Below are 26,732 nucleotides of genomic sequence, written 5' to 3'. Positions count from 1 at the left end.
AGTTATTAAAATTTTCTATTTGTTCGTTCTGGTAGTTGCTTTCATCAAACACATCGTTTCCTGCAAAGTGATAGCTGTGTAGGGAAAAAACTCCATTCTTGAATGTTAAGTGAATGGTATAATTAAGGGAGTCAGATTGCTGTAATAATTCTATCAGATTTCCATTTTTGAGTTGTTTAAAAAGTTTTTTTGTATTCATTACGTTTTTCACATTTACATTCTTAAACGCATAGCCCTGATAACGGTTGTGGGAAATGGAAGATATCAAAAATCTTGCTGCTATTCATTTTTTTAAATCTTTTGCCTTCGCCAGGGAATGTAAAAGACGTTTAATAACAGTAACCACTAATTCCGGGTCTTGCGTGTGAATGCTGTGGGAGTAGTGGGGAAGGAGCATGACAAAGCTATTATGATTGTTCCTGATCAGCTCCGTGAAATTCTCCATATAAAAATGCTCCCCTGCACGAAGTCTTGCTACCACACCTGCATTAGTTGAAGAAGAATCTACAGGCTTATGATAGGCTGCCAAAACACCTACTGGGATATCGGGAAGTGGCGGGAGGGAGCAATACAGTTTCCAAAAATCGCCATTGCGAAAAAAGTTAGCCAGGCGGTCAGAGCGGTGACGAATTCGAGGGGAAAGCGTGGTGTCGCGAGCCTGGGCATCCATAGCGGGTACCACCCACGCTTTCGACCCCTGACCAGTTTTTGACAAAATTTTTATTTGTTCATCCTGCTGGTCTGTCAGCATAAAATCGGCTGCATCGATAAACAGCAGGCCAGCCACTTCGTTAGGATACATAGATGTGAACAATCGTATATACGCCCCACCCATTGAATGACCAACAAGCAGGTAAGGGGGAGGAACATGAACTTTTTTCAGCAAAAGATGAAGCCGTAGTACGATGTCGTTATCGGTTACAATGGTTGAGTCTTCGTCGGATTCGCCTTCTCCGTTACGATCATATCCTATGCCGGCCGCTGAATTCGACAATCCTGGATAGAGGCGGGTAAAATCCAGCGCTCCGGTCACGCCAAACCCGGCTTCAAAAACAACAACTGGTTCGCCAGAACGTCGATTGGCGAGGCCAAAGCTTGTAAATGACATCTTTTTTCCGGCTACTGAAATATACTGCCGCGTATAATGGGATTGTGCTTTATGCTTTAGGGGTAAGCCAAGGATCAATGCAGATACTGCCAGAAAAGGGTTTAGTGAACGAAAAACCGGAATGAAAAAGCGCATGCGTTGAAGTGTTATGTTAAAAATTCGAAGATGCGGAACTAAAAGTATTCCATAAATAACTGGTGACAGATTTATAGTGCTCCATTACCTTGCAGCCATTTCTTTAATGACTTTCTCCCGGTGCTGTTTACCCCAGGTGCCCATTTCATCCATAAGCGGTTTAAGTGACCGGGCATACTCGGTAAGTTCATACTCAACCGTAACCGGCCTCGTTTGCAGCACCGACCTGGTGATCAGGCCGTTTAATTCCAGCCTGTTCAGTTCTTTCGAAAGCATTTTGGGTCCTATACCTTCCACTATGCGCTGCAATTCAAGATATCGTTTTTTACCTGATGCCAGACAAGCTATGATCAATACGCTCCATTTACCATTCAAAATGTACAGCGTGTCGTTTATCGCTTTAAAGTGGCGCTTACAGTCATCAGATAGCTTTCCATTTTCCAGTTTGTCACCCATTTCCCAAATTTAAATATTTTCTTCCAGGGAAGTACTTCCCTGCAGGGAAGTCACTTCTATTACAAAGCGGTGCTCAATAGCTTTGTGCCAGTACTAGTAACTACAAACAAAGTTAATTCAATGAACAACAGTAAACAAAGCGGCATCGTCCTTATAGAACAACCGGGACCGCCGAACGTATTAAAGTTTCATAATAGAACGCTTCCGCAGCCAGGCCCCAATGAAGTGCTGATTGTCCAAAAAGCCATTGGCGTAAATTTTTTGGATATCTTTTTCAGAAATGGAACTTTTCCGGTGAACCAATATCCTGCGCCCATTGGCCTGGAAGCTTCAGGTATCATTGAAGCCGTTGGAACCGGCGTCAACAATTTCACAATAGGCGACCGCGTAGCCTATTACGCATCGGCAGGGGCCTATGCCGAAAAAAGGATCATCAATGCCAATGAAATATTTAAACTGCCGGCGGATATCTCCTTTGATCAGGCTGCCGCTGTTATGATAAAAGGGCTTACCGCTCACATGTTGATAAAGCAAAGCCATGCCGTTAAACCCGGCGAGGTTGTTTTGATCCATGCCATGACAGGCGGGGTGGGAACTTTGCTGAGCCAATGGGTGAGGGCGTTGGGAGCTACAGTCATCGGAACTGTAGGACGTGCAGCGAAAAAGAATGTAGCCTTAAACCGCGGTTTCAATCAGGTTATTGATCTGGGGTCTGAGGATCTTATTAGTGCCGTTAACCAGTTCACCGGTGGCAATGGTGTTGATGTCGTGTACGATGGCACCGGCAAGGCCACTTTTGAGCCATCGTTAACAGTAGTTAAAGATGGCGGAAGCGCCGTATTATATGGATGGCCTTCAGGTATGCCTGAGATAAACAAAGACCTGCTGGCGCAACGAAAGATCAAATTTGCATTTGATGCGCTCAATGACTACCCGCTGTATCAGGACAAAAGCGGAAAGGGGATGCCCGAGCTATTCAACTTGTTAAGGAATGGCATAGTTGAACCAGAACAGTCATCTGTTTATTCATTAACACAGGCGGCTGCAGCTCATACGGATCTGGAATCACGGAAAACAACAGGCAGTATCATTCTGAAACCTGAACTCCCGGTTTTTTCATAAGACTGCTCTAATGCATTAACAGGGGCAGCGTTGAGCTGCCTTCTTCAATACTTTGCAATTAAAAAAAAAAGTCAATTTTTTTTTGGAAGAAATATTTTCCCTGCATTAAATTAGCCTGCCTTTTTTTGAGGCGCTTTTATTCTATTAATAAATCTAATCTATTTGTTAATCTTATGTTAGCGCAACATCGTCAACCCCAGCGAATTGATGGCCGTGGACTTTTTACCCCTCTTTTTGTTCTTTTTTCTTTATCAATCACTTTATTACCTTTTCAATCGGTTATCGCACGACCAGGACCAATAAAAACGTCCAGCTTTTCAGCCCGTCTTATGAATCTGGAAGCTACTGCGAAGGAGACTTTCCGCTACAATGCTTCGCTTTTCAATGGTCAGAACCGGTCGGTCATTTATGAATTACAAACCACCGTACCACCAGGGTGGAGTAACAGCTTTCGAATAGATGGGATGCAGGTTACCTCTTTTAAATTGGACTCAAACAAAACACAGGACATTTCTATTGAGCTAACACCATCACCTGTTGTAAAACCCGGTAAATACGCGATTCCCGTTAAGGCAATCTCTGATCAGGGTACGCTGGAACTGAACCTGGAAGCGGTAGTGAAAGGTTCTTACTCTCTCGAACTAACAACGCCCTCCGGCCTGTTAAGTGATGAGGTAACAGAAGGCAGGCGGAAACCTATTTATCTTTCTTTAAAAAACCAGGGAACATTGCCGCTCGACAACCTGGATTTATCTGCACAAACGCCTTCAAAATGGAATGTTACTTTCGAACCTTCCAAAATTGATCATTTAGAACCCGGTAGTGCTGTTGCTGTAACTGCAAATTTAAATGTGCCTGACAAAACCATTGCAGGCGACTACCTTACAACCTTCACGGCCAACAATGCCAACACTACTTCAAGCGTCTCTTATAGATTGACCGTAACAACTTCCTGGCTGGCAGGCTGGCTCGGTGTGCTGATTATTTTAACAGCCATTGGAATAGTGTATATGCTCATTCGAAAATATGGTAGAAGATAACATACTGTCATTATGAAAAATCCTGTCATTGAATTAATAGGGTTGACTAAACTTTATGGTTCTTTGAAGGCGGTAGATAATCTGAACCTGGAAATTACCAAAGGAGAGATTTATGGCCTTCTTGGACCAAACGGAGCCGGCAAAACAACTACCATTCTTATGATGTTGGGGCTTACTGAGCCTACTGCAGGAACGGTTTCCGTTTGTGGCTATAATGCAACCAGCAATCCCGTTGCAGTGAAACAAAAGGTTGGTTACATGCCAGATAACATGGGGTTTTATGACGGCATGAATGCTCTTGACAATCTGATTTACATGGGCAGGTTGAATGGCATTCCCGAATCCATGGTTAAAGAAAGGGCTGTTGAACTGATGGAACTGGTAGGTTTATCAAAAGCTATGGATAAAAAGGCCGGAACCTATTCCAGGGGAATGAAGCAACGTTTGGGGCTTGCCGAGGTACTTATTAAACAACCAGATGTTATCATCCTTGACGAACCTACCCTGGGAATTGATCCTGCCGGAGTAAAAGAGTTTTTAACGCTTATAAAGGAACTCAGCAAACAGCAGAATATCACGGTTTTATTATCTAGTCACCACCTTAACCAGGTTCAGCAGGTATGTGACCGGGTAGGTATTTTTGTGGAAGGCCGGTTGCTGGCCAGTGACCATATTGATAAACTGTCGACTCATTTATTTTCCCGCGAGGCACACGTGGTTATAATCACGTTAGCTCATCCATTGCATAATATAGAGGAGTATAACCAGCAACTACTAAAGGTTGAAGGAGTAAATGCGATAGAAGTGCATGGCAATACCATTGAAATATCCTGTACAAGAAATGCCACCCCGGAATTTGTACGTTTTTTTGTTGAGAAAGACCAGGATATAATGGGTGTTCAGCGGAAAGAATATGGCCTTGAAGAAATTTATCAACGATATTTTGAAAATACGCTAACTGAAAATCAAACTAATGGAAAATCCGGTAGTATATTTCAAAGGTCTTTTTTCAAAAAAATTAAAAAGTAATGCGCTAACTGTTGCAGGTGCCGGTAATACAATGACACACAGGCAGCAAATTTCACCCTTTGCAGTTATCGTTAGAAAAGAAATTGGCGATCACGTAAGGAGCTGGCGTTTTATAGTTTTGTTGGTGTTGATAGTACTCACATTTTTGGGTTCTATGTATGTGTCGTTGACGAATCTCACAAACCCCGCTGCCAGTCCCGCGGTACCAGACAATGGCCTGTTGTATTTAAAAATATTGACCACTACTGATGGTTCCCTTCCTTCGTTCCACATCTTTATGAGTTTCCTGGGTGCCATATTGGGAATTGGTCTTGGGTTTGATGCCGTAAATTCGGAACAACAAAACGGTACATTGATCAGGCTGCTGGCCCAGCCGATATACCGTGATAATTTTTTGTTGGCCAAATTTATAAGCCCGCTTATAGTTATTTCTGCATTATTCCTGTCACTGGGTTTGTTGATGATTGGTGGTGGAATGGTCATTACTGGGGTTTCAATCGAAATGGTGGAAGTGCTACGCATACTGACATTTATTATCCTTACGGTACTTTACGTTGGTTTCTGGCTAAGTTTATCCATTTTACTTTCTGTAAAATTTAAGCAAGCCACTACTTCGGCACTAACAGCAATAGGCATTTGGCTGTTTTTTACGATCTTTTATAAGATTGTGGTCAATATGGTGGTAAAGGCTTTTTTACCAGACCCGGCTTTTCTTTCACAAACAGACATTCTTGATTACAATAATTTAATCCTGGGTTTTCTTCGTTTTTCACCAGGTCAGCTTTACACTGATGCTACAACCGTACTATTAATGCCCGCTATCAGAAGCCTGGGACCGCTTACAATGGAACAAATGGCAGGCGCTATTCCGGCTCCCTTATCATTCAGGGAAAGTGTATTGATTGTTTGGCCACAAATGACCGGTTTAATTGCGGCAACTGTAATGTGTTTTGCCATTTCATATTACTGGTTTATGCGAAGAGAGGTCAGATCATAAACGCTTTTAAAGATCTGGGTGATACGCAAAAAGCGGCGGCCGCTACCTGGAACAATTACCTGTCGGCCATTTTGGTGTCGGGGAAGTAGGGGCAGTGGGCAATCTTATTGAGTATTTTGATGTGCAGGTGATTGTTGAAATATCTCTGTCATCAGATTATACAATTCGGGATGTATTTGTTTGAACTTTTCAGGCTCTTCGAAAAAGTATTCAGATGCAACCGCAAAAAACTCAGCTTCATTTTTTGAGCCATAAATATTAATATCTGAATTGCCGGCTTTGATTGCTGAAATATTTTTTGCAATCAATTGAAGCCAGGGTATAGTGAATTGCCTTTTCAGCAATGCTTCCGGTAATCCATCAACAGCGCCGTCTTCTTTATCGAGTAAATGAACAAATTCATGAATGCCGGTGTTTCCTTGTCCCGGTACATTTGCAAAACCATTCCGTAATGCGGGTTTAGACAAGATCATGATCCGTTGCATTGCTCCATCTCCAACCATTCCTAATACATGACGATCGGTATCTCCCGATAAAAAACTAATTTCATTAAAAGGACCAGGATAAAGAAGCACTTCACGCAGGTTATAATACCGCCATTCGGGAAAGCCAAATATTGGAATTACTCCACTGGATGCAACTAATAACTTATCAACGTCTTCTACATTTGTATTAACCCCTGTAATACGGATATATCCAAGGAATTCTTTTATTTTTTCTTCAAAACGAATTTTTCCTTTATCATCGAGTGCACGGTAAAAAGCAACATGCTCAGATAATATATTTTTATAGTTGGCTGGCAGGTCAGCCTTTTTTATAGGACGTTTATACCACGCAAAAACAACCACAACCAGGGCAATTATTATTAATACGAAGATCGGTGTCATAATTCATCTGTTCATTACAGCATATAAATTTAGAACAATTACATCTATCCCTGGCACCAAAATAAAAATCACGTCACGCATCCCGCCGGAGTTCAAAAGATTATTATTTCGACCTGCAACGACCATCACTCCAACATGACAGATCAATGGCTGCATTCAAAAACGAAATAAATTATCATTGAATTTCAATATTATACAAAAAAGAAATACATTCGAACAATATGCAAATACAAACAATCATTTCTAAGATTAAATGAATATACTATTCGTATGCAGTAGAAATAATTGGCGAAGCCCAACGGCCGAGTCAATTTATAAAGGGCGGCAAGATCACCAGTTTAAATCAGCAGGGACAGAGCCTTCTGCAAAGATCAGAGTGTCGGCCAAGGACATTTTATGGGCTGATCTGATATTTGCAATGGAGAAAAAACATAAGCAAAGGCTGTTAGATAAATTCCCTGCCGAAACTGAGCAGAAGGAAATAATAATTCTTGACATTGAGGACGAGTATACCTATATGGACAAAGAACTTATTGAAATGATTAAACTTTCGGTTGATGCATATTTATAAATTCTCAACTTCTTTAATTTTTTGTTTGACGTTTGTTGGGAGCTTTAATGACCCGAATTCTACAAATTAGACTTGCGCGCCTGAAGGTGATCTGGAGTGGGATAGTGCCAACAAAGAATACATTGTATCTGGCTTATGACCAAACAAAGGTTACATCGGATCAGGTGAAGTTAATGAAGCAATGCCCAGGGCGGCGAACCTGCTGGTTGATGATCTTATTCATCCTGACAACTGTTAAGTAAATAACCTGTTATTGAGCATTTTTAATATAGTTTGGTGATTCGCATTCCTGCCAATACTCTACAATCTTTACAATAATCTTTTTTAGTTTATCATAATTATTTGGTTTAATAAAAAAACCTTGAATAGATCTCGAATAGGCGTCGATCACATGTCTTTGTTCGCCACTCGTGGAAAAGAAGAGATAAGGAATGGATTTTAATCTCAAATCTTCATTATTGTGAATTTTTTCTCTTAATTCCATTCCATTTAATTTGGGCATATTGATGTCAGAAAGGACAAGAAAGGGTTCAATATCCGTGTCGGTCAGATATGCCAATGCCTTTACGCTGTCGGAAAAGAAAATAAGTTCATTGTTATAATTGAGTTCTTTAAAGATTTCAGACAAAATATCCTGATCATCGATATCATCTTCAATAATGATAATTGGCCCTTTTTTATTCATTGTGCCATATTTAGATTTGTAAGTTACACATGTTTCACAAGTAATCGGTACTTTTTGATGGCATTGCAAATATCTTAAAGCCCAGCGTAATTGCAGGAACAAGAATGGGGAGGGGTAATACATCAAAATCTGATTGGCGATGCTGTGCTATTCTACATTTTTATTTCACTGATTTGTCCTTTTCTTCAAATCAATTTTCACTTCAATTCGCTTAATATTTGCAATGAGTTTTTCAGGTGGGTACTAATATCCAGTTTTGAAATGGCGGCATCTGCCCCTTTTATATGGTAAGCTTTTCGGGATTCAAAGTCCAATGAAAATACAATGATTTTAATGGTTGGCCAGGTCCTTTTCAATATATCTATAGTTTCATGCCCATTTAAAAGAGGCATGTTAATGTCTGTAATACAAATAGCTGGCATGTTCTCCTGTGAAATTTGGTTTAAGAAGTCATATATACTGGCCGCTAGAATGATTACATCATACCCCCAAACAGACAGGCAATTAAAAAGACAATCCCGCATTAAGGGATGATCATCTATAATTGCCACTTTAACTTTCGTGGTATTGATATTCATATTTTTCGATTTTAGGATTTAGCTTATTGGTTAATCAAATGATAGTCGGTGATGATAAAGCCATGGTTGTAAATGGGATTAAGCAAAATCAGTGCAACAGCAACTTTTTTTTGAAGACAATTGTAGTTGCAGAATTAAGTTTCTTACATGCTGAAATAAGAAAGCCGGAATTTGCTCTATTGGTATTTTAATACTCGGAAATTTCAATAGCAATCCTATTCATTTTAAGTTTAAAATGAAACACAATTATTGTCTGATTACTTCATTTCGTAGAAGCATTTCAATTGGAAAGCAAAGTGATATGCGAATCCCCTAAAAGCACAAAGGCTGTGATTTGTCAGTTGGCTTTTCAAGTATACAAATTCAGGAAATATGCAAATGACCCGGATATGAATTTATCTTATAAAACAAAATGAAAGCAAAACCGCAACTAACCAGGCATTAAAGATATTGTTTAAATTATATATTTAAGGCAAGCCCTCAAAAAACTGTGTTTTAATTTATAAGCAGTTAAATATTTTCCATTATGTTGTCTGTTATAATAAGCGCCCGGTTTCATTATATCATACCGGGATGGCATTTGTTTGGTCCTATTAGCGCTAGTTATGACAGCAATCATTGTGTGTATATTACTAATCTCCGTACTTTGCAAAATTTCCGGCCAGTTACATCTGTCCACAACCCGTGATAAAAACGTTTCTGTTTCCCACCAATGCTGTAATAATATCTTTTTTGGACTGTTCATAATTTTCTCACCTTAAAAGTCTTAGTTATGAAAAGTAATTCTTACTTCCTGGTAACTCTTGTCGACAGGATTTATTTCAGGATTTTATGCGCATGTCTGTTTATTTCAGCGACGGGTATTATTCAGCAAAGCCATGCGCAAAATTTTGTTATCGGAGGGGTTAGCTATGTTCCCTGTTCGCCTTCCGAGACCGTGGTGGCGCCCTTCACTACAACAGCAGGTGGTGTGACTACCAAACCTTATTCGGGGTTGGTTTTGATAAAGGTGTCAGGAATGGGCCAGTCGGCCGGTGCATCTCTAAATGATGCATTTTATTTTAACATTCCGCAAAATCCGACCCACGAACCAAATTTCTTTCAACTGGCCACAACCACAGGAGCATCTGTTTTTGAATTCCCCGTTAACCCAAACACTGCATACCGCCACATTGTATATGATGTGGATGCCGGCCTCGCTGTAATGCCGCCCTATGTACCGCCGTTCAGATCAGACAGTACCTACACCTTCATTATAAACATGAATACGCTGGCGCCCGCACCCTCTGGTCCTGCGATCCTTCGGCTTGGTGTCAGCGATGGTTTTACTATTGATAACAGCGGAGCTTATACCGTTAAGGTTACCCAGCTATGCGAAGGATGTGGCAAAAATGGTGACAAAGTCCTTATCTGTCATAATGGAAAAGAAATTTGTATTAGCCAAAGTGCTGTAAAGAACCATATCGATCATGGGGATGTTTTTGGTCACTGCCCGGTAGCGTCCAAAGAAAGTGATATTGAAGCAAGAAGGGAGACTTTAATAAGTGGGAGTGTGTTGCCAGGGAAATTGCAGGTGTCCGTATCTCCAAATCCCGCAACAACTTCAACCAAAATTTTTTATGAACTCCCATTTGAATGCCATGTTGTTATAAAGGTTTATGATCTTTTGGGTAAAGAAATTGCAACGCTTGTAAATGCAGACAGCAAGGCGGGGCATTACAGTAAGGAGTTCAATGTATCTGCGTTTCAGAAAGGCCTGTATTTTTTTCGCACTACTGTGAAAACAAAAGGCGGCGTATGGGAAAAAACCGGAAAGATCAATGTCGTAAAATAATTCCCGGTTAGCATTATGTTCTTTGTGTAAGGAAAAGAACCACCAAGCGGTAATAATTTTTGAACACCCGGGCTTTTTATCGGATCATGCCCCGGCCCGGGTGTTCTTATTGGTTATTAATCCCTGCTCATATACATCAATCGCATTGAGGTCCAGATCATCAAAAATTCTTTGATAAGCTGTTGAAGCCAGCTATTGCCGGAATAAAGAGGGAATTGTATCCGGCATTAAGGACTTCGAAACAAATAAGGGCTATAAGATAGGGGGGATTTGGGGTATTGGGTACGGGGAAAACACCTGAACTTTGGATCTTTCGATTTTAGAAATTATTCTTTTTCGGTGTATATTGCTTTTTGTCTTTCAAACTCAATCGCAATGTTGCCTTATCAATTCAATGAAATTATAGAAGAGTGTCCGGTATACTACAATCAATCGCTGGTAAATATTGAGTCGGCTGATGAAGTAACACCAGCTGATTTAAGGTTTACTTTGCCGGCCTCTGGATAAGTCGATAACTAACTTTAAAGTTATATAATGAAAAAAACAAGATTTGAAGCTTTTAGCGATGGGGTACTGGCCATCATTATTACTATTATGGTGCTGGAAATAAAAGTGCCCCATGGTGAACGGTTTTCCGATCTGAAAGGGCTTATCCCCATTTTTCTCAGCTATGCATTAAGCTTCATTTACATTGGCATTTACTGGAACAATCATCATCATATGGTGTCTACTGTTAACAAGGTTACCGGTGGCATACTCTGGGCAAATCTGCATCTCTTGTTTTGGTTGTCATTGATCCCCTTTGCAACCGGATGGATAGGGGAGAACCATTTTGCTGCAGCTCCTATGGCCCTGTATGGTGCTGTTCTCTTAATGGCGGGCGTGGCCTATTACATTTTACAAAGCCTCATTATTAAGAATGAGGGCAGGGATTCTCTGCTGGCAAAAGCTATTGGTAAAGATCTAAAAGGTAAGATCTCACCTTTCCTGTATGCCACCGCCATTGCCGTATCCTGGTTGAATTCTATAGTTTCAGGTATAATTTACGTCATTGCTGCTTTAATATGGCTAATACCCGATAAACGCATTGAAAGTGCCACCCGGCAAAATAAGGAAGCCGGCGATGATTAGCAGGATAATTATATTGCGCCTGGAGTGGCTGCCCGCACGGGTCTGTGAAGGAGCGGGGAGAGGCTACGAACCGCTCTAAGAAATTCAGCTACTTATACATATATTAAATGCCAATCTTCATCACTACAATCATAAAAATAAATAACCTTATGTTTGCAGGATCAGCATATTTGTTATCGTTAGCAAAGCTACAAACCTAAAAAAAACCTTTTCTATTATGAGCCTTCAGGATAAAAACAAAGAAACGCTTTACGACCACGCAGGTGGTTGGGATGCAATATATAAACACGTTGAAATATTTTATCGATCATGTCTGGCAGATCCCATCCTGCAACCATTATTCGGGCATGAGGAGCAACCGGGGCATGTAGAAAAATTTACCGCTTTCACTGCTGAAACATTCGGTGGGCCGAACAGATTTACAAAAGAAATGGGGGGATTCATGCATTTGATAGCTGTACACAGGGGATTCAAAATTACAGAGGAGCAGCGACAGCGTTTTGTAGATCTATATATGGAGGCCGCTGATAAAGCAGGACTACCTGCAGACAAACCTTTTCGTGACGCACTTAGGTCCCATGTTGACTTTGGCTCACATGTCGCAAAACAAAACTCAAATGCGAACGCTGACTCAGAATTGCACCCATTAAGAGAAGTTCCAAAATGGGATTGGTATCCTGATGACAAACAATAGATAACCTGACTTCATTCTTCATTATTATTTTTTGTTCTTTTGCGCATATACCGTATATTTATATACGCACTTATACCTTCTTTCCCCTCTGCAAACCGTACCTCCTTTTCGATGGATTTAGCATAGTTCTCCACCTTAAAGACTGCGAACCGACCATCCGCATCCTATCACTGTGTGGAACCTATTCCATCATATAAAACCAAATTCACATGAGAACAAACAAACAGGTATCTTTCTATGCAGTTGCATGCATAGGTCTGCTCATTTTCGCCGCCGGCTGCCGTAAAAATGGTGCTGCCCCTGCCGAAGCAACTCCCGCTGATGACGCCGCTGCTTTGCCCGATGGCAGTGTATTAACCCCGGTTGGTTATATGGACAAATCGAAAGTGCATTACATAGCGCCGGGTTTTCAACTTAGTATGAACCACGGGCATTTACAGAAAGTGGAAGCAGCAACCGGCAAACTAATAGAAGATTTTGGCGAGGTAAAACCACTGGAGCCAAAGTATAACCTTGCCTTACGTACCACGACAGGTACCTCACCCCTTGCCCGCGGTGGCGCTGTAGTGCCTTATGTTCAGGGATGGATCGCTTATTCGTACTGGACGAACCCCAATACCAGTAATCCAATCACCAATTTTACTACCGACTGGGTGGTGCCTTCTGTTCCCGCTACCAAAGGCAGCCAAACCGTTTTTCTTTTTAATGGTATGCAGAATGGAACAACATCTGCTTCCTACATCATTCAACCTGTGCTGCAATGGGGTCCATCAGCCGCCGGCGGTGGCAAATACTGGTCTATTACCAACTGGTATGTATCGGCCAGCTCGGCCTTTTATGGCACACTGTCAAATGTCAGCGCCGGAACATCACTGCATGGCATTCTGAAGCAAACGGCCGTATTGGGTAGTAATTACAGTTACAATTCATCTTTCTCTGGTTATCCTGCTTCCAATGCTCTTCAGATCAATAATGTACCACAGGCTTACTGGGCTTCAGAAACCCTGGAATCATATGGTGTTTCAAACCCGTCTGGCATGTATCCGCCAAACAGCTTTGTGGCCATGAAATCAATTGTAATGCAGCAGGGGAGTGCTTATGCTTCGTTGAGCTGGAGCACAGTGCAGGCCACACCAGGCTCAGCACAAAAAGCGGTGGTAATAAGTAACAGCGCATCGAACGGAGAGGTAGATATTTATTTCCGTTAGTACAGTTCTTTAATAATTTATAGCCTTGCTCCTTTAAATCAGGAGTGGGGCTTTTTATTATTAGTCTATTATACCATTTTCTTTTAAGTGATCAAAAATTAGTATATCTACTGCCGAAATTTTGTCTTTATCGGCAGATGTAAGCCATATAATTTCTTCAATTTCTGATTGCGCTTTAAGTTGTCCCACATATGCTGCCGTGTAACAGGTCATTTTAACCATAGTCCCTTCAGGATGGCCATGGGCCTGCGCCACAAAAACGCCTACTTTTTTCAGCGTGCCTTTGTCAAGATCTACATCTAATTCTTCTTTTATTTCACGAAGCAATGCCTGCTCGTCAGTTTCACCGGCTTCTCTTTTACCACCAGGAATATAGTATTTGTCTTTCCCGTACGATCTGGTTGAAAGAATGGATTTATCTTTCACTTCTATCCAGGCAAGTTTGTCAATGGTTTTCATTTGTATATAATTTATTCCCAAAGGTTGGCAACTGCCTCATTTTTGTATCAATCCTGCAATAATGTTTATGATGAGGGCAACAAAAGTGGTATTAAATATGAAGGCAATTAGAGAATGCAATAGCGTTAGACGTCTTATGATGCCCGACGTTACCTGAACATCCGATACCTGAAAGGTCATGCCTAACCCAAAGGAAAAATAGGCAAAATCAAGATAATCGGGCGTTTTATCATTAGGGAATTCCAGCCCGCCTCTGCATTCTTTATCAATGGCTTCCTCCTCTTTACAGGTATAATAAAGATGTGCATAGCGGAATGCAAAAATGGTATGGATCAAAAACCAGGAGCAGGTAACCGAGGCAATGGAAAGTACTATATGATAATAATATCCCCATTGACCTGGGTTGGGCAATTCCCGTAACAATAATACAATAGCTACCAAACTTACAAAGGATGCCAGCAGTATTACAAAAAAGATAAGTATTTTGCTGGAGTCCTGTTTCCGTGCAATGCGGACTATTTCCCTGGGGTGGGCTGTAAACATGATGACCCAAAAAAAGATCAGATTCACCAACGAAAAGCCGATCCAGGACGACATAAATTGCACCGGAATAGTTCTTCCTCGCAGAATAAAAAGGATAATAATAGCCGAGGCCAATGCCGTAAAAAATCTAATGAGCGCAGGCAATTTATGAAAACGGGTTATGGGTTTGATCTTCTTCATGTAACAAAAATACAGATTCGAGCATGACAAGCAATTCATGAGCAACTAATATACAATAGCATCAATTTGATCACAACAATATTTGCCGATAACCTGGCTTTGAAGTATATACAAAATATGACATAAAAAAAGCAGCTCTGAAAAGAGCTGCTTAAATTAAGTCCCGGCCAATGGCATTAAGGGAACTTATACCCCCTACTGCACCAATATTGTTTGAATAAATTGTTGCGTTCCTTTGATCCATACAATTTTATACAAACCCGGCGCTACATCACTTATGTTCACTGTAGCCTGAGTGGTATTCCTATTCAGCTTTATTACTTTTACAGTTTGTCCCACCATGTTAATCCATTTGAGGATTGTGTTTTTGGGCTCTGATGGATATTCAACGATCACCTTTTCCCTTGCAGGGTTTGGATATACAACCAACCCGCCCGAACTACTGCTGGGATCAATTACTGCAGTTACAACCCTGTAAACAAAACCACTGAGCGTAGCAGTTCCACCCGGAGTTACCACCTGCACATCGCCCGATGCGCCGCCAGCCACCACGGCCGTAATTTGAGTACCTGAATTAACAGTAAAAGAAGCAGCCGGCACCTGTCCGAAAGTAACGGCGGTAGCGCCTGTGAGGCCAGTGCCTGTAATAATTATTGTATCGCCCTGTTTACCACTGCCCGGTGTAAATGAAGTAATGGTGGGCGCAGGAATAAAAGTAAAGCCGGCCAATGCAGCGCTGCCCCCATTGGTAGTAACTTTCACATCGCCCGAAGCGCATGCTCCTACAACGACGACAATGGTGGTATCGGTGCTGCTTTGCACCGATTGCACGGGCACGCCGCCTATAGTAACAGCCGTATATTTTTTAAGGTTAGTGCCTTTAATGGTAACCGTTGTACCGGCCACACCGCTGGTGGGTGAAAAAGAAGTAATAGTGGGCGGATACAGCACGGTAAATTGTACGGGTCCGTAAGCTATGCCGTATGGCGTTATTACCTGTACAGTACCACTGGCGCCGGTGCCAACCACAGCAGTAATTTGTTGTGCTGAATTTACCGTGTACGACGCAGCATTTACGCCGTTGAAGGTCACAGCCGTAGCGCCTGCTAAGTGATAACCGGTTATTGTTACTGTGGTGCCCGGCAAGCCGGAGTAAGGGGTGAATGATAATATAGTGGGTGCGCTATGAATGAATGTAAACCCGTCTTTAACTGCTGTTCCACCGGGTGTTGTTACACTCACCTTACCGGTAGCGCCGGTATCTACGATAGCGTCTATACTGGTAGATGAGTTTACCTGGAACCATTGGGCATTTATTCCGCCAAAGCTTACGTTTTTTACCCCAACAAAGTTGGTTCCGGTAATATTTACAAAGGAACCTTCCGATTGACTGGTTGGGTTAAAGGCCGTAATGGTAGGAGGGGCGGCAAATTCAAATCCATTCATAGCAGCTGTACCATATGGGGTCGTAACCTGAACCGTACCCGAAGCGCCATTGGCAACTACAGCCGTTATGGTGGTAGGGGATTGTACCGTGAAAGAAGTAGCCGCCACGCCACCAAAATTAACTGCCGTGGCGCCTGTAAAATGATAACCGGTTATTGTTATGGTATCGCCTGCGGCGCCAATACGAGGATTAAAGGTTGTGATACCGGGCTCGCTCATCTGGTTCCTGTATACGGCCACCATGTACTGGTTGGGCAGCGCTGTTGCCACATCTGGTTTGCCATCGAGGTCAAAGTCGTTCATCGAAACAGACCATGCGGAACCGGATGAATAGCTCGCTTCAGCAGCCAAAGCAATAGCGCCTGCAGAACTTGTATTTTTAAAGATCCCCAGCGATCCATAATTTACAAACTCCTTACCAATCAAAAGATCCGGCAACCCATCTCCATCTGCATCACCTATGTTAATATCATGTAATAATAAACCTGAAACCGGGTAGTCGGCTCTTGCTGCCAGTGAAATACTTCCGGCAGCGCTTATGTTTTTAAATATTCCTATTGAAGTGCCATAAACAGCTATTACATCGGCTTTATCATCTCCATCCAGATCGGCAATACGTACATTACTACTATTTTGTCCGGTTGTATATTCCACTTTCGGGGCAAATGAAATAGCTCCTTTGGTACAGGTGTTTTTTAAAATGGCTATTGTACTATAGTTGAAACCATTTGCTACCGCCAGGTCGGGTTTACCATCGCCATCGAGGTCGCCTACCGCTATATCGCCCGCTGTGCCTCCGGTTGCATATTCTGTTTTAGCAGCAAAAGAGATCGTACCCGGCACAGAGGTGTTTCGGTAAACCGAAACAGACAGGTTGCCGTAATTGGGAGCTATCAGTTCGGGTTTGCCGTCGCCATCCAGATCGGCAATAACAGTACCGGTGCCGGTACCCGTTGTAATGGTAGCAAAGGAAAGATTTCCCGGGGTGCTTGTATTTCTCAATATAGTGGCGGCGCCCGCTATATCGGGTTTTCCATCGCCATCGAGGTCGCCTACACAAACACTATTGGTGTTATACCCGGTAAGTTCATAGGGCGCAGCAAATGAAATGCTTCGAGGTGAACTGGTATTCCTTAAGATCGCCACATTGGCCGATGTTTTAGCCGCAACAATATCGGGCTTTCCGTCGCCGTCGATATCTATAACTTCTGTTTGACCTGGATACGTATAAGCACCTGTATACAATGCAATACCGGCTGAATAAGCATGTTCATCCAGAATGCCGCCTGTAAATGTTACGGTAAATGGTTTTGCCGAATAACCGGTAAGATGCGTTGTGCTGTTCAGCACACTAATAGGTGCGTAGGATACACCAGCAGGAACTGTTACAGTTAAAGATGTAACAGCTGCTGCTGTTACCGTTGCCCGCACAGCGCCAAAATACACCACATTACCATCGGGGGTGGTATTGAAACCAGTACCTGTAATAGTAACCGTAGTACCGGCAGCGCCCGAAGCAGGCGCAAAGGTGGTGATCACCGGCGCTGCAGGTGATAAAAATATAAACCCTGCAAGCGTGCCGCTGCCATTTGGGGTAACAACCTGCACCGTACCACTTGATCCGCCCGGCACCAACGCTTTTATAACAGATGAAGAGGGAATCGCAAATGAAATGGCGGGCGTACCCCCGAACGAAACAGTGGTTGCACCGGTAAAGTTAGTACCTGAAATGGTGACCGTATCTCCACTCCCCGCTGCAAGCGGTGTAAACGAAGTGATCGCCGGAGCGAGGTGTGTAAACCCGGCCAATGCTCCGGTTCCGTAAGCTGTTGTTACACTTACATTGCCCGAGGCGCCATCACCAACTATCGCAGTGATGCTGGTGTCGTTTACAACAGTAAATGAAGTGACCGGTATACCGCCAAAAGAAACAGCAGTTGTTTTACCAAGCTGCGTACCGGTAATGGTAACGGTTGTTCCCGCTTTACCACTTGTTGGGGTAAACGAAGTAATTACGGGCGGCCCCGCCAGTTTAAAACCACTCAGGGAGCCTGTACCATAAATACCGGTTACCAAAATATCACCTGATGCGCCGGCGCCCACCACGGCGGTGATCGTATTGGCATTTACTACCGTAAATGAAGTGGCCGCAACCCCGCCAAAGCTAACAGCAGTGGCATTGGTAAAATTATAACCTGTAATGGTAACGGTTTCACCGGGGCCGGCTGTTGCAGGCAAAAAGCCGGTAATAGTGGGTTCATTTACCCTGTTTCTTAAAACAACTGCCTGGTCGGTAGTTAAACTCGTGGCTACAACATCTGTTTTACCATCGAGATCAAAATCACAGCCCGCAATATGAAACGGGTTCATTTTCGATCCCTGTACACCTGTTGCAAAAGAAATGGTACCTGAAGAGCTGTTGTTTTTAAATATAGAATAGTACCCTAAAAACAACGAAACGGCCACATCGGCTTTACCATCACCATCCAGGTCACTGATGGCAAGGTGTTGCGGGCCGCTGGTTGTTGAATAATCAATATGGCTGGCAAATGAAATAGCACCACCGGAACTTGTATTTCGCAACACGGAAAAAGTATAACTAATGGTGGTGGGACTGGATAAACTGTTCGACACGGCAAGGTCAGGTTTTCCATCACCATCCAGATCGCCGATAGCAACCCCGGTTGGCTCGGTGCCGGTTGTTTCGGTATACCCTAAAGAAAAAGCCAGCGATCCTGTGCTGCTTTCATTTTTCAATACCCGAATGCCATTGGAATATTGACAAGCCACTGCTATATCGGGTTTACCATCCTGGTTAAGATCTCCAACAGCGAGGTAAGCCGGCGCAAGATTCACCATCACATCTGTTTTCGCCGCAAAGGAAATGTTACCTGCTGTTGACGTATTTCTTAATAACGACACCGTGTTGTTTAACCGGTTGGCTGTTGCCAGGTCGGCCCGGCCATCACCGTCGAGATCATAGATCGCCACCTGCTCTGGCGTACGGCCCGTACTTACAATGAGCGCCGGTGCAAATGAAATTACGCCGCCGCTGCTGGTATTTTTATATACGGATACGCTGCTGTCTAAATAATTGGTAATTGCAATATCGGGTTTGCCGTCTCCGTCTACATCACCGGCAGCAATACCAAAAGGCGCATTGCCCGAAGCAAAATCAAGTTTACTTTCAAATGAAACCTGCCCGGGCGTACCTGTATTTTTCAGTATCGAAAATGTTTTATCGAGGTAATTGACAGTGGCAATATCAGGTTTGCCATCATCATTCAAGTCGGCAACTGCCATACCATAAGGCGCATCACCAGTAAGCGAATCGGCGCCGCCGCCAAAAGAAGCAGCCGTAAAACCATTGCCTCCTCCCGTAAAGGTTACCATAAATGGTTTATTCGACCATGCCGTGAGGTTGTTTACTGTAACTGTAATGGGCTCATAAGTAGCCCCGGCAGGCACCGTAACGGTAAGGGAGCCCGAAGCAGCAGATGAAACGGCGGCCTTCACCGCACCAAAATAAACGATATTATTAGCCGGTACCGGACTGAAATTGGTACCGCTAATTGTTACCGTTGTTCCAACGGTACCCGACGAAGGCGAAAAGGAACTAATAGTGGGTTGAGCCAGCAATTTGCCGGTAAATAAAAAAAATACAAAAAGGGGAAGGTAACTGTTCTTCAAAAAGCTATACAAACAGGTACGTACGGCCCGGGAACCAGGGGAATCATTTTTCATCGAAAGCAGGTTGCCAAAAGTTTTAAATATTGCGTTTATACTAAAACGCTGTTTCAGCCTGAAAGATAGTGCAAGATTTGCGGTTTTTATAGGCTGCTGCTATCACATTAGTTATCAATTGTATATATTCAGCTGAGAGCAAAACTGGCGAAATAGTAAGGAGATAAACATATAGAATATTGTTATAGGGATAAGCTGTTTACCTAAACTATTAGTTAGTACATTTATAAAAAGCCGGAGCGAACCTGTGTCCAGTATCGACCTTATTGTATGTTGCTTCGGATATATGTTCGTTCCTGATAAGCCAAAAGCATTTGCTGAAGCGTATCGCGTTTTAAAGCCGGGAGGCGTGAAAAGAACAATCATTTGATACGCCCCGCTTCAAAGAACCTGCATTTGACCGTCTCCGTACTTGTTATCATACCCATCGCGCTGGCTTATGGTTTATGCCCGCAAATGATTCTGCCGTTGCTGTTTGATTTTAAAGTAGACACTATCAACCTGGCAAATATTTTCAGGGCTATGATGGGTTTATACCTGGGCATGTCCGTGATTTGGATCATGGGCATTATTAAACCCAGATTATGGGTCACCGCAACTATTACCAATATTACTTTTATGGGCGGGTTGACGCTTGGCAGATTAGTAAGTCTGACTTTAGACGGGGTTCCGGGTATTTATTTTTTAATTGGATTGGTGTTAGAGTCGGTTCTTGCTATATGGGGGGTAAAAAACTTAAAGAAATATGGAAGCGGGTGGAATATTTACCTGTAACAATCCTGGATAATAAAGAGAGAGCGCTTGCTCTGTATTATATCCTAAGCCCTGTTGACCCAATAGACTGTTTGGATGTAAAAGCTTCAAATGTAAAACCAAGCCCCGTAGATAAAGACTATGTACATAATATTGATTCTATTGTTTTATTTGCCTTAGGAAGGCAACACAAGACTACAAATAAAGTATATTTTACTTAACACAAATATTAAACGCAAACAAAGGTGTACCATTCATGCAATGTTTGAGAATAGTTTAATGTAGACTTGAAAAATAAAAATGAATATTGTTGAATACGATGTCTGACCTGGTTTGGGAGTCAATACTACATAGTTTGATGCCACATTCTTGATATGTAATATGAAGAAAATCAATCCACGGGATGACGGCAATCATAACTGCACATTGCATAAATGTATACATTCATGCAATTAAGACCTTTACGTTTCAGAATTAAAATAACGTTGGCAGATAAATAATTAAGGATAAATCACTTTTAAAACTATCCATATGAGCCAAACACACTTACATTTAATAGTTACTCACCTTCCTGTTTTTGGGTCCATATTAGGAGTACTTGTGTTGGGCTATGGCCTTTGGGTTAAAAGTAATCAAACTAAAAGTGCAGCATACTTCCTTTTTATTATTTCCGCCATTGGTGCATCAATCTCTTACCTGACAGGAGAAGGTGCAGAAGATACTGTTGAAAAGCTACAGGGAGTTTCGAAGACTATGATTGAGCGTCATGAAGACTCTGCTATATATGTGTTGATAAGCTTTATTGTTTTAGGGGTAATATCAATGACAGCACTTGTTGCAAATCGGTATAAACCTTCATTGATACGGCCTACGTCGATAATCATACTTGTTCTTTCGCTTCTCAGTTTTGGACTGGCCACCAGAACAGGCTACCTGGGTGGTCGGATAAGACATACTGAAATTTCTACTGGTGCGGTACAGAACAACACTGGAGGTGAAGGAAAACAAACAGATGATTAATACAGGGGTGCCATAATATTCAACCATTTTTTCAATTTAAAATACCAGTTAAATAATGGCCATTCCTTCAAATAAAAACCTTCAAATTGAAGTAGACGCCTGCTATTTATATAACAAGTTGGCAGAAGCCGAATCTGACGCTACGGTTGCCAACGTATTCAGGCAAATGAGTGATATAGAAAAAGGCCATGCAGAAGCTTTATTGAGAAAAATGAATTTGGATTCTTCTAATGCATTTCCGCCAGCATCTTTCAGGGCGAAAACACTTAATACAATTGGTAAAGTTTTCGGGTACGACTATGTGCTGGGTGTATTGATGGACACAGAAAAAGGTATTTCCACTGCGGTTATTAATGCCAAAAATAAAAATAAGCTACCTATTACGGGAAGCGAAACTAACCATGTCAGGATACTAAGGTCGCTTTTAGAAAATGAACCTAAAGTGACAGGAAGTAATGTCGCGAAATTTGAAAGCAGGCACCGCTCTGTTGGGGGTAATGCTTTAAGAGCAGCAGTACTTGGAGGTAATGATGGGTTAGTTTCTAATTTTAGTTTAGTGATGGGGATCGCAGGGGCAACTGCAGGCGGTTCAGAAGTTTTGTTAGCTGGGATAGCAGGGTTATTAGCAGGCGCATTATCAATGGCCCTGGGCGAATGGATTTCGGTTAAGAGTTCACAGGAATTGCATGAGAATCAAATGCAGTTGGAAATGGAAGAACTGGAAACTAATCCTGAGGGTGAGAAAAAAGAGCTGGCATTAATTTATATGGCCAAAGGCATCCCGGAAGATCAGGCACATGACATGGCAGCTGAAATTATGATGGATAAAAATAAAGCGCATGAAGTATTGGTGAAAGAAGAATTGGGTATAAATATAGAAGAACTGAAAGGCTCAGCCAGGGAAGCCGCCGTTTATTCATTTATACTTTTTGCAGTTGGGGCAGTAATACCTGTTATTCCATTTATGTTTACCCATGGCTTAACGGCAATTGCTATTAGTGTTATTGGGAGTGCCGCAGGTTTATTTTTAATTGGTTCTGCCATTACATTATTCACAGGTAAAAGTATTTGGTTCTCAGGTTTCAGGCAGGTAATATTTGGTTTAATTGCAGCAGCTATCACTTTTGGGATTGGGAAATTGATTGGTGTTTCTTTGGCAGGATAATCCCAGTCTAATAAGAATGTCTGACGAGTACTTTAATAGGCCTGCAATAAAGTCGGACATTCGAGGGGAAACATCTTCTATCTTGCTAATAAAGATGATAAAATAAACAAAGCAGCATTTCTGCCGCCTTGTTTATTTTCGTTGGGACAACTGGACAAATTTCTATCGCGTTGATTCACGATTTAAAGGCATTAGAGGAATTTTAAACCTCATTGGAGGATTGAGGTGGGCGTAAACTGTTAAGCGGAATTTACCCGACTACTGTGGCCTCTAATTCAATTTTTAACGTTTCGAAAAGGCATTTCCTTCAATCAGGGTAGTAACCTGCTTTGTACCATACTTAGCTACCATATGCTATCCTTTTACTGTATAAGTTTGACCCGTTTGTGCACCTAACGCACTTCTTACATAAGCCTGGGCAACCTGGTGCATAGTGGCTGGGATATGACCTGGAAAATAAGGGAAATAAGCGGGTGACGCTTCCACAACACCTGGTGCTACGGAATTAATGCGTATACCATTTTCTAATTCTATAGCTGCGCCACGAACAAAACCATCTATAGCAGCATTAACCGCACTTAAAGACGTTGCAAATGGTACAGGATCATTGGCTAAGCTTCCAGATGTAAGGGTGAAAGAGCCTTTTGGTGTGATATATTTCTGACCAGCCAAAACCAGGTTTACCTGTGACATCAGTTTCCCGTCAATACTAACCCTGAAATTGGCGTCCGTCATACTTGAAAGTGGGCCAAAGTATCCATCGCCGGCAGCACATATTAATGCATCAAAGGCGCTGATTTTTTTATACATTTCTTCTATAGACGCCGGGTCATTGATATTGGTTTGAATATCGCCACTTTTATAGCCAACTTTAATGATCTGGTGATCTTTTTCCAGTGCACTAACAATGGAAGAACCAATGGTGCCGCTGGCACCGATAACAATAATTTTCATGCAATGATTAATTTTAAAATGCAAACCTATATCAATACTGTACCTTTGTCAAGTAGTTACCTTTTTGTTCAGTAGTTACCTGGAGGTTGTAATTGAAGCCAGATATACATTATGGAAAAGAAAAAAAATGAAATAATAAAACATGGAGCCAATGAATGCCCCATAACCGCAACTATTGATGTTATTGGAGGAAAATGGAAACCGCCGATTATATGGCTGTTGTTAAAAGGGCCCATGCGCTTTGGTGCTTTGAGTAAAACAATGCCTGATATAGCATTAAAAGTACTTTCCAAACAATTAAAGGAATTAGAATCGGATGGTATTATTACAAGGAAAGCGTACCCGGAAGTGCCACCACGGGTAGAGTATTCCCTAACGGAAAAGGGCGCCTCCTTACGCTCAGCACTAACCTTGTTGTCGGAATGGAGTGAAACCCATCTTTTGGCTAACAAATAAAAATTAAAATTTACCTGACTACTGTGGCTCTAATTCAATTTTTAACGTTTCGAAAAGGCTTTTTACCTTTTTATAAAAAACAGCGCAATAGCTCCCACTACAATAAACGCTGCGGTAAAAAAAGCCCATACGTTTGCTTTTTTAGATGACGCTTCTATCGTATAATCTCCATCCAGCAGCCGGTAAGTATCTATTTTCCAGTTCAACGCGTCATGAGACAGTATGCCATTCGATTCAATAATATCACCTGGCATCACCAGTTTGTAATCAAAATAAACATCAAAATAAGTTGACAGGTGCTCAAAAGCTTCCGGTTTATTTATTTGCTCCAGCAGGCTATCGTTACCGGCTTTGGCAAAGTCACCAAACACTTGTGTTTTAAATGACTTATCCAATATTGGCATCAAATCTAATTTAGTTTGCTCTTTTACATACTCGGCATAATACAAGGCAAAGACACTATCCTTTTTTGTATTCATGATGGCTTTGGAAGGATGATTGGTAATTAATTCCAGATGCCTGAGTAATTCGCTGTATTGCATTTCAAATAAATTACGTAGTAACCATTTCCCCGCCTTTTCCTCTATGTTGTTCAATATTTCTTTAGCCTCCACTCCATTCATTCCTTTCAAAATATCAGGCTTGCCAACCAGCCAATAGCCCGCCTCCTCAGCACTTAGATACTTACCCACCGGCACGGCCAGTGTTATTGGTAGTTTGGAAAATGACTCTTTATAGTTGTAATAAGTATAAAAGAAACGAAATCTTTTTTCCAATACTGGTTTTATCGTTATGCCGCTCCAGGCATGCGATGACTTTATTCTGAAAGCGTGTGCCATTTGCTGTACAGAGTTAAAATGTCTATGGGCTATTACTGATATCACTTCAGCGCTATCCTCCTTTTCCTTCTTAAAGTTTTTTACCGGCCAGTCGGTTCTTATTCTACTGTCTTTATATTTCCATTGTATATCCCAGCCGGTAAGGTTCATCAAAAACGGATGCTGGGCTGTATCACCTTGTATAAATTTTTCGTCTACATTGGCCACCAGCACTCTGTCGCAACTGCCGTTACTGTTCAGTACAGTAGTGACATCAATTTTATCATTGCAGGCTGCCAGCAATGCACAGGTCCCTATTACTACCAGCTTAATTGTTGTATTCATTGCATTGTTATTTTTTAGCCATAGGATTGTATTGCTCTCTTAAAAGGGTTAAAGCGTTTTTTCCCTTTTTATACTGTCTGTAATAATCCAGCAGCACGCTTATGGAGTTCGTTTGGGGTAAACAGCCGTAATTCCGTATTGTTTCTTTATAATAAGAATTATATACGATACCCGATTGATGATTACCGGGATGATCAACCGCATTCTGGTATAAAAACATAGATACCAGTAAGACTGCAGCTGCTGCCATAAGGCTTTTGGCAATACTTAGCAGACTACCGTTGGCGTTGGTTAACTGCTTTTTATTTGTAATGCCAGCTAAAATGGAGCTGGTTAGTTTAGCCGCAGCTTCTTCTTTCAAAGCAGGCTGGCTCTCCTGTAATGCTGCCAGTATTTGCTCCAATATTCTATCGTTTTTCATGGATCTTCATTTTGAGTAATACTTCCTTCATGTTTTTCTTAGCCAGGTAAAGGTTACTTTTCACTTTTTCAGCACTCAGTTTTGTGATCATTGTTATTTCTTCTGTCTCGAGACCTTCAAGGTATTTTAGCGTAAATACCAGTTTCTGTTTGGGTGTAAGGGTATGCGTAAGCCGGCCAATGATGGTTGCTATATTTTTATTCGATAGTTCCTGCTCCAGGTTGGAATTGGTTAGCTGGTCGCAAAGTAATATCATATTTTCTTCTGCATATATGGTTATTTTTTTATTTGTATGTAGGTAGTCGTGGCTACAGTTAGTAGCGATAGTATACAACCAGGTGCTAAACCGAAACCTGGATTGATAGGTTTTACAATAAGTCCAGGCCCTTAAAAAGGTTTCCTGCACCACATCCTTTGCATCATGCTCGTTGCCAATTAGCCTGAATACGTAGGCAAATATTTGCGACTGATAGAAAGCAACGATCTGCCCAAATGCAACCGCATCGCCTTGTTGGCTTTTTGCTATCCATTCGCTAAGGCTATGCTCGTGCATGAAGTACTTGTTTGTATTAATTATACTGCAGAATAAAGAGAAAGTCGAAAAAAATAAGAAATAATTGTAGTCCTTTTAAACCCAAAGAAATTGTTAGATACATACATATTTTCTTATATATCTATTTTCTGTTTATCTATTGCCAGATGTTTCGTATCATTTGTCGGGCTGAACAATTGTCGATCGCACTGTGCAAAGCCCGTGAGGTGGGGATTTAGAAAGGAAAGCCCTCTTAAACCAGCGTTACAACGAGCTGGAAAGATTCGGCCGGGGTCTGAGAATATATCACAGGCAGACTGGGGTAGTACGGGAACACAGGAGAGCCTACCGCCTCCAAACGAACTTCGGTTAACAAGGACTGACCGAAACTTAACAGTCCGGGCTTACAGGGTATGTATCG

Annotated in this window: 26 protein-coding genes; 14 read left to right on the top strand and 12 right to left on the bottom strand. The window is 41.9% G+C overall.

The features are described from left to right. Window positions 1–283 precede the first annotated feature (283 nt). Entirely contained in the window at window positions 284–1,243 is a 960-nt protein-coding gene (locus tag A3860_RS32940; protein ID WP_081154781.1) for an alpha/beta fold hydrolase, read from the bottom strand. 84 nt (window positions 1,244–1,327) lie between these two features. Beyond that, the gene (locus A3860_RS32935; RefSeq protein ID WP_081154780.1) at window positions 1,328–1,699 is read right to left on the bottom strand and encodes a winged helix-turn-helix transcriptional regulator; all 372 of its coding nucleotides are present in this window, start codon (window positions 1,697–1,699) and stop codon (window positions 1,328–1,330) included. 120 nt (window positions 1,700–1,819) lie between these two features. Here A3860_RS32935 and A3860_RS32930 point away from each other — a divergent pair, with 120 nt between their 5' ends. The 4 genes from A3860_RS32930 (at window position 1,820) to A3860_RS32915 (ending at window position 5,887) form a co-directional block, all read left to right on the top strand. After that, the gene (locus tag A3860_RS32930; protein WP_081154779.1) at window positions 1,820–2,821 is read left to right on the top strand and encodes a quinone oxidoreductase family protein; all 1,002 of its coding nucleotides are present in this window, start codon (window positions 1,820–1,822) and stop codon (window positions 2,819–2,821) included. A 329-nt stretch (window positions 2,822–3,150) separates the two neighbouring features. Further along, window positions 3,151–3,861, top strand: a complete 711-nt coding sequence (locus A3860_RS32925) for a COG1470 family protein (RefSeq protein WP_245843685.1) — start codon at window positions 3,151–3,153, stop codon at window positions 3,859–3,861. A gap of 12 nt (window positions 3,862–3,873) precedes the next feature. Continuing rightward, a complete protein-coding gene (locus tag A3860_RS32920) occupies window positions 3,874–4,890 on the top strand; it encodes an ABC transporter ATP-binding protein (RefSeq protein ID WP_081154777.1) in 1,017 nt (338 codons plus the stop codon). Further along, on the top strand, window positions 4,835–5,887 hold the full coding sequence (locus tag A3860_RS32915; RefSeq protein ID WP_081154776.1) for an ABC transporter permease: 1,053 nt from the start codon (window positions 4,835–4,837) through the stop codon (window positions 5,885–5,887). The genes A3860_RS32920 and A3860_RS32915 overlap by 56 nt, the downstream gene beginning before the upstream one ends. Before the next feature lie 104 nt (window positions 5,888–5,991). Here the strand turns inward: A3860_RS32915 and A3860_RS32910 are convergent, their stop codons facing one another. Continuing rightward, window positions 5,992–6,774, bottom strand: a complete 783-nt coding sequence (locus tag A3860_RS32910) for a M90 family metallopeptidase (protein ID WP_081154775.1) — start codon at window positions 6,772–6,774, stop codon at window positions 5,992–5,994. Between the two features lie 253 nt (window positions 6,775–7,027). Here A3860_RS32910 and A3860_RS32905 point away from each other — a divergent pair, with 253 nt between their 5' ends. Further along, on the top strand, window positions 7,028–7,345 hold the full coding sequence (locus A3860_RS32905) for a low molecular weight protein tyrosine phosphatase family protein (protein WP_081154774.1): 318 nt from the start codon (window positions 7,028–7,030) through the stop codon (window positions 7,343–7,345). A gap of 250 nt (window positions 7,346–7,595) precedes the next feature. Here A3860_RS32905 and A3860_RS32900 read toward each other — a convergent pair whose 3' ends face one another. Next, window positions 7,596–8,153: a response regulator gene (locus A3860_RS32900; RefSeq protein WP_245843684.1), complete on the bottom strand. Its 558-nt coding sequence runs from the start codon at window positions 8,151–8,153 to the stop codon at window positions 7,596–7,598. Between the two features lie 74 nt (window positions 8,154–8,227). Continuing rightward, a complete protein-coding gene (locus tag A3860_RS32895; protein WP_081154772.1) occupies window positions 8,228–8,608 on the bottom strand; it encodes a response regulator in 381 nt (126 codons plus the stop codon). A gap of 772 nt (window positions 8,609–9,380) precedes the next feature. On the opposite strand from A3860_RS32895, the gene A3860_RS32890 reads away from it, so the two are divergent. The 4 genes from A3860_RS32890 (at window position 9,381) to A3860_RS32875 (ending at window position 13,475) form a co-directional block, all read left to right on the top strand. Next, complete coding sequence (locus A3860_RS32890; protein ID WP_081154771.1) at window positions 9,381–10,442, top strand: T9SS type A sorting domain-containing protein; 1,062 nt, start codon at window positions 9,381–9,383, stop codon at window positions 10,440–10,442. Between the two features lie 534 nt (window positions 10,443–10,976). Beyond that, window positions 10,977–11,573 carry a TMEM175 family protein gene (locus A3860_RS32885; RefSeq protein ID WP_081154770.1) on the top strand — a complete coding sequence of 199 codons (597 nt, stop codon included), beginning with the start codon at window positions 10,977–10,979 and terminating at the stop codon, window positions 11,571–11,573. Between the two features lie 217 nt (window positions 11,574–11,790). Beyond that, a complete protein-coding gene (locus tag A3860_RS32880) occupies window positions 11,791–12,267 on the top strand; it encodes a group II truncated hemoglobin (protein WP_081154769.1) in 477 nt (158 codons plus the stop codon). 209 nt (window positions 12,268–12,476) lie between these two features. Continuing rightward, window positions 12,477–13,475 carry a hypothetical protein gene (locus tag A3860_RS32875; protein ID WP_081154768.1) on the top strand — a complete coding sequence of 333 codons (999 nt, stop codon included), beginning with the start codon at window positions 12,477–12,479 and terminating at the stop codon, window positions 13,473–13,475. Between the two features lie 60 nt (window positions 13,476–13,535). On the opposite strand, the gene A3860_RS32870 is transcribed toward A3860_RS32875, so the two are convergent. The 3 genes from A3860_RS32870 to A3860_RS32860 all read right to left on the bottom strand — a co-directional run bounded on the left by A3860_RS32870 (window position 13,536) and on the right by A3860_RS32860 (window position 19,847). Then, window positions 13,536–13,934 carry an NUDIX hydrolase gene (locus A3860_RS32870; RefSeq protein WP_081154767.1) on the bottom strand — a complete coding sequence of 133 codons (399 nt, stop codon included), beginning with the start codon at window positions 13,932–13,934 and terminating at the stop codon, window positions 13,536–13,538. 36 nt (window positions 13,935–13,970) lie between these two features. Continuing rightward, complete coding sequence (locus A3860_RS32865) at window positions 13,971–14,657, bottom strand: DUF1345 domain-containing protein (protein WP_081154766.1); 687 nt, start codon at window positions 14,655–14,657, stop codon at window positions 13,971–13,973. Between the two features lie 195 nt (window positions 14,658–14,852). After that, complete coding sequence (locus A3860_RS32860) at window positions 14,853–19,847, bottom strand: IPT/TIG domain-containing protein (RefSeq protein WP_081154765.1); 4,995 nt, start codon at window positions 19,845–19,847, stop codon at window positions 14,853–14,855. A gap of 247 nt (window positions 19,848–20,094) precedes the next feature. Between A3860_RS32860 and A3860_RS42390 the strand changes: the two genes are divergently transcribed. The 4 genes from A3860_RS42390 (at window position 20,095) to A3860_RS32840 (ending at window position 22,785) form a co-directional block, all read left to right on the top strand. Beyond that, window positions 20,095–20,217, top strand: a complete 123-nt coding sequence (locus A3860_RS42390) for a class I SAM-dependent methyltransferase (RefSeq protein WP_216823564.1) — start codon at window positions 20,095–20,097, stop codon at window positions 20,215–20,217. After that, window positions 20,214–20,621: a DUF4345 domain-containing protein gene (locus tag A3860_RS42385; protein WP_081154764.1), complete on the top strand. Its 408-nt coding sequence runs from the start codon at window positions 20,214–20,216 to the stop codon at window positions 20,619–20,621. Before A3860_RS42390 ends, A3860_RS42385 begins: the two co-directional genes overlap by 4 nt. Before the next feature lie 510 nt (window positions 20,622–21,131). Continuing rightward, on the top strand, window positions 21,132–21,620 hold the full coding sequence (locus A3860_RS32845) for a hypothetical protein (RefSeq protein WP_081154763.1): 489 nt from the start codon (window positions 21,132–21,134) through the stop codon (window positions 21,618–21,620). 55 nt (window positions 21,621–21,675) lie between these two features. Beyond that, window positions 21,676–22,785 carry a VIT1/CCC1 transporter family protein gene (locus A3860_RS32840; protein ID WP_081154762.1) on the top strand — a complete coding sequence of 370 codons (1,110 nt, stop codon included), beginning with the start codon at window positions 21,676–21,678 and terminating at the stop codon, window positions 22,783–22,785. A gap of 354 nt (window positions 22,786–23,139) precedes the next feature. Here the strand turns inward: A3860_RS32840 and A3860_RS32835 are convergent, their stop codons facing one another. Beyond that, window positions 23,140–23,739 carry a short chain dehydrogenase gene (locus A3860_RS32835; RefSeq protein ID WP_081154761.1) on the bottom strand — a complete coding sequence of 200 codons (600 nt, stop codon included), beginning with the start codon at window positions 23,737–23,739 and terminating at the stop codon, window positions 23,140–23,142. 111 nt (window positions 23,740–23,850) lie between these two features. Here A3860_RS32835 and A3860_RS32830 point away from each other — a divergent pair, with 111 nt between their 5' ends. Next, a complete protein-coding gene (locus A3860_RS32830; RefSeq protein WP_081154760.1) occupies window positions 23,851–24,195 on the top strand; it encodes a winged helix-turn-helix transcriptional regulator in 345 nt (114 codons plus the stop codon). 62 nt (window positions 24,196–24,257) lie between these two features. Here A3860_RS32830 and A3860_RS32825 read toward each other — a convergent pair whose 3' ends face one another. From A3860_RS32825 to A3860_RS32815, 3 genes are read right to left on the bottom strand one after another with little or no spacing between them, the layout of a single operon-like run. Continuing rightward, window positions 24,258–25,358 (bottom strand): hypothetical protein, encoded by a 1,101-nt coding sequence (locus tag A3860_RS32825; RefSeq protein WP_081154759.1) that lies wholly within the window; start codon window positions 25,356–25,358, stop codon window positions 24,258–24,260. Window positions 25,359–25,365: 7 nt separating this feature from the next. Then, on the bottom strand, window positions 25,366–25,779 hold the full coding sequence (locus A3860_RS32820) for a hypothetical protein (protein WP_081154758.1): 414 nt from the start codon (window positions 25,777–25,779) through the stop codon (window positions 25,366–25,368). Then, on the bottom strand, window positions 25,766–26,332 hold the full coding sequence (locus A3860_RS32815; protein WP_081154757.1) for an RNA polymerase sigma factor: 567 nt from the start codon (window positions 26,330–26,332) through the stop codon (window positions 25,766–25,768). The genes A3860_RS32820 and A3860_RS32815 overlap by 14 nt, the downstream gene beginning before the upstream one ends. Between the last annotated feature and the right edge of the window lie 400 nt (window positions 26,333–26,732).

It is taken from the genome of Niastella vici (assembly GCF_002077945.1).
GTDB classification, from domain to species: Bacteria; Bacteroidota; Bacteroidia; order Chitinophagales; family Chitinophagaceae; genus Niastella; species Niastella vici.
Note: the sequence above shows the minus strand (reverse complement) of the source record. Positions and strands in the feature narration are given on the sequence as shown.

Excerpts from the sequence above, each read along its gene's own strand:
- A3860_RS32940 (WP_081154781.1), bottom strand. The coding sequence starts at position 1,243 with ATGCGCTTTTTCATTCCGGTTTTTCGTTCACTAAACCCTTTTCTGGCA.
- A3860_RS32935 (WP_081154780.1), bottom strand. The coding sequence starts at position 1,699 with ATGGGTGACAAACTGGAAAATGGAAAGCTATCTGATGACTGTAAGCGC.
- A3860_RS32930 (WP_081154779.1), top strand. The coding sequence starts at position 1,820 with ATGAACAACAGTAAACAAAGCGGCATCGTCCTTATAGAACAACCGGGA.
- A3860_RS32925 (WP_245843685.1), top strand. The coding sequence starts at position 3,151 with ATGAATCTGGAAGCTACTGCGAAGGAGACTTTCCGCTACAATGCTTCG.
- A3860_RS32920 (WP_081154777.1), top strand. The coding sequence starts at position 3,874 with ATGAAAAATCCTGTCATTGAATTAATAGGGTTGACTAAACTTTATGGT.
- A3860_RS32915 (WP_081154776.1), top strand. The coding sequence starts at position 4,835 with ATGGAAAATCCGGTAGTATATTTCAAAGGTCTTTTTTCAAAAAAATTA.
- A3860_RS32910 (WP_081154775.1), bottom strand. The coding sequence starts at position 6,774 with ATGACACCGATCTTCGTATTAATAATAATTGCCCTGGTTGTGGTTGTT.
- A3860_RS32905 (WP_081154774.1), top strand. The coding sequence starts at position 7,028 with ATGAATATACTATTCGTATGCAGTAGAAATAATTGGCGAAGCCCAACG.
- A3860_RS32900 (WP_245843684.1), bottom strand. The coding sequence starts at position 8,153 with ATGTATTACCCCTCCCCATTCTTGTTCCTGCAATTACGCTGGGCTTTA.
- A3860_RS32895 (WP_081154772.1), bottom strand. The coding sequence starts at position 8,608 with ATGAATATCAATACCACGAAAGTTAAAGTGGCAATTATAGATGATCAT.
- A3860_RS32890 (WP_081154771.1), top strand. The coding sequence starts at position 9,381 with ATGAAAAGTAATTCTTACTTCCTGGTAACTCTTGTCGACAGGATTTAT.
- A3860_RS32885 (WP_081154770.1), top strand. The coding sequence starts at position 10,977 with ATGAAAAAAACAAGATTTGAAGCTTTTAGCGATGGGGTACTGGCCATC.
- A3860_RS32880 (WP_081154769.1), top strand. The coding sequence starts at position 11,791 with ATGAGCCTTCAGGATAAAAACAAAGAAACGCTTTACGACCACGCAGGT.
- A3860_RS32875 (WP_081154768.1), top strand. The coding sequence starts at position 12,477 with ATGAGAACAAACAAACAGGTATCTTTCTATGCAGTTGCATGCATAGGT.
- A3860_RS32870 (WP_081154767.1), bottom strand. The coding sequence starts at position 13,934 with ATGAAAACCATTGACAAACTTGCCTGGATAGAAGTGAAAGATAAATCC.
- A3860_RS32865 (WP_081154766.1), bottom strand. The coding sequence starts at position 14,657 with ATGAAGAAGATCAAACCCATAACCCGTTTTCATAAATTGCCTGCGCTC.
- A3860_RS32860 (WP_081154765.1), bottom strand. The coding sequence starts at position 19,847 with ATGAAAAATGATTCCCCTGGTTCCCGGGCCGTACGTACCTGTTTGTAT.
- A3860_RS32845 (WP_081154763.1), top strand. The coding sequence starts at position 21,132 with ATGAGCCAAACACACTTACATTTAATAGTTACTCACCTTCCTGTTTTT.
- A3860_RS32840 (WP_081154762.1), top strand. The coding sequence starts at position 21,676 with ATGGCCATTCCTTCAAATAAAAACCTTCAAATTGAAGTAGACGCCTGC.
- A3860_RS32835 (WP_081154761.1), bottom strand. The coding sequence starts at position 23,739 with ATGAAAATTATTGTTATCGGTGCCAGCGGCACCATTGGTTCTTCCATT.
- A3860_RS32830 (WP_081154760.1), top strand. The coding sequence starts at position 23,851 with ATGGAAAAGAAAAAAAATGAAATAATAAAACATGGAGCCAATGAATGC.
- A3860_RS32825 (WP_081154759.1), bottom strand. The coding sequence starts at position 25,358 with ATGAATACAACAATTAAGCTGGTAGTAATAGGGACCTGTGCATTGCTG.
- A3860_RS32820 (WP_081154758.1), bottom strand. The coding sequence starts at position 25,779 with ATGAAAAACGATAGAATATTGGAGCAAATACTGGCAGCATTACAGGAG.
- A3860_RS32815 (WP_081154757.1), bottom strand. The coding sequence starts at position 26,332 with ATGCACGAGCATAGCCTTAGCGAATGGATAGCAAAAAGCCAACAAGGC.